The sequence below is a fragment of the Bradyrhizobium sp. genome, assembly GCF_019242285.1.
Classification (GTDB): Bacteria; Pseudomonadota; Alphaproteobacteria; order Rhizobiales; family Xanthobacteraceae; genus Bradyrhizobium.
The window spans coordinates 1-2,388 of the sequence record NZ_JAFAVV010000114.1; the positions used below are offsets into that span (position 1 = coordinate 1).

The 2,388-nt window shown below is 62.4% G+C and carries 2 protein-coding genes; both read right to left on the reverse strand.

What is annotated here, in order from left to right:
- Positions 1 to 509 precede the first annotated feature (509 nt).
- Entirely contained in the window at positions 510 to 1,466 is a 957-nt protein-coding gene (locus tag JOY90_RS04190; protein WP_291689899.1) for a carbohydrate ABC transporter permease, read from the reverse strand.
- 23 nt (positions 1,467 to 1,489) lie between these two features.
- On the reverse strand, positions 1,490 to 2,388 hold an 899-nt coding region (locus JOY90_RS04195), incomplete at its 5' end, for an extracellular solute-binding protein (protein ID WP_291689900.1).

Consider the following 2,388-nt stretch of genomic DNA (forward strand, 5'->3'; position numbering starts at 1 on the left):
CGATGGTGGTGCCGACCGTGCTGGCGACGACGGCGCGGCGCAAGGCCCTCTGATGCTCGGCCTCCGACATCGGAGGAACGGCGGCGGTGGCTTCAAGCGCAACCATGGCATGACCTCCCGGCTGTTGTTTGGTGTTTATGTCAGCAAATTACGTTCGTCCCTTGTGCGGCCGTTTTCGCGGGTGCCAACGGCAGCCGCGCAGAAACGAACCGATTGGTATTTCAAAGTGTCAGCCCGCCGACGGCATCAGGAGCCAGTGTCGGAATTAGATGGGGGCTGCGCCGAATGGCCGTTCCGGCAGAAGCCGATCGAAGGCCGTACCGGGGAGTACGGACAAGATCGGCGACGAACCGGACGGCCAAAAGCGGCCGGCCCGTAGGGTTGCGGCGCGAAGGCCGGCTGAGGCGGCGAAAAGCTCGCCGATACTCCCCGGTATCGGCTTCGCTTTTCTCCTGTCATCCGGGCTTCGCGCCGCAACGCAGCCTCCCATCGAATCCCGAGATAGGCTCCTACTGAACCCGCCGATAGATCGCCCCGACGTAGCCGATCGCGATGGCGCCGACGATCAGCGCGAGCACGTAGGCGGAGGCCGAGGCAACGCCGATGTCGAACGGCGGCGCAAACCCCTTTTTGTACGAATACCAGGCGGCGACCCAAGTGGCGTCGCCCGGTCCACCCTGGGTGATCGCCAGCACCTCCTCGAACACCGCGAACGCGAACGAGGTGCGCAGGACGAGTATCACTACAATGATCGGGATGAGCAGTGGCAGCGTGATGTGTCGGAAGCGCGCGAGCGCGCCGGCGCCGTCAATGTCGGCCGCCTCGTAGAGCTCCGGATTGATGCCCTGCAGCGCGGCGTGCACGAGCAGGATGGCGAACGGCAGGGTGCGCCAGATATAGGGCACGGCGAGCGCGAACAGAGCCGTGTTCGGGTCGCCCACCCAGTTGATGGGCCGGTCGACGAAATGGAGCGTGAACAGGATGCGGTTTAGAAAGCCGAAGTCAAAATTGTAGATAAAGGACCAGATCAGCCCGTTGGCGATCGGCGGCACTGCGTAGGGCAGCAGGATCAGGAATTTGGTCACCCGCGAGGTCCACACATGGGCCTGGTCGATCAACAGCGCAATCGCCACCGCGAGCACGATCTCGACGGTCACGGAAAACGCCGTGAAGATCAGCGTGTTCTTCAGCGAGAGGAGGAACAGGGGGTCGGACAGGATGCGGCGATAGTTGTCGAAGCCGACAAACGGAAAAATACCCCGGCGCAGCTCGGCGAGCGCCACCTTGTGCATCGACAGATAGGCCGCGTAGAAGATCGGGTAAGCCAGCACGAGAGTTAGCGTGGCGAGCGTGGGGATGTTCATCACGACGCCGAGCACATTCGACGACATCTCGGAACGAAAGGGCCGTGCGGGTTGGCGCATCGGCGCCGTGTGTCCGTCCCCGATCAGATGCGCCTCGGCCACGTTCAAGCCTGCGTGTCTTTAAGTCAGGTTTTCTGCACTTCCTTGATGGCGGCGATGAGGTTGTCGCAGCACTGGTCGGGCGTGATCTGCCCGGTCAACGCCTTCTGCACCTCGATGTTGAGCCGGTCGGTCCAGGGGAAATGCCACGGCTTGTAGACCGAATTGCAAATCTCGCCGACATAGGTCGCCTTGTTCCAAATCTCCAGGATTTTTACCGGATCGCCCCACGGCTTCCAGCCCTCGCTGACCGCCGTGCTCGCCATCACGGACCGATAGCCGGAACCGAGCATGGCGTCGCGCGCCAGGTTGCCGGCCTGGGTGTAGGCGCCGTCCTTGGTGCGGCCGCCGAGATACTGCAACAGCTTCCACGCCCAGTCGCGGTCACGATTGGCCGCGCACACGAAATAGACGTGGGTGTCGCCAATCGTACGGCCGTCGCCGGGCGAGCCGTGAACCTTGACCTTGCCGGCGATCGGCGACTGGGCAGGATCGTTGACGATGTTGAGGCCGTAGTGATGGTTCGGACCGCGGTAGATGTTCTTGCCGGCCGAGAACGCCTTGGCCGAGGTCGTGAACTGAACCTTGAGGGATTCGGGATCGGCCAGCTGCTCGGTGAAGGTTTGTACCCACCATTTGAGCGTCTCGCGTGCGATTGAACCTGGACCGAGCTGGTGGTTGCCGGCCGCGTCGAAGAACACGCCGCCGCGGTTCCATGTCATCTGGTACCAAGTGCCTGGCAGCTGCTCGAGGCCGACGCCCGCCACCCATTGGATCGGGTACTCGCTTATCTTATCTTTCTTGGACTTGCGCAGCTGCTCCATGAGTTCGTCATAGGTCTTGAACGGCTCGAACTTCGCCTTCTCCAGCAGGTCGGAATAGTAGTTCCACACCCAGACGGTGGAAAAATACGGGAGGCCCATCA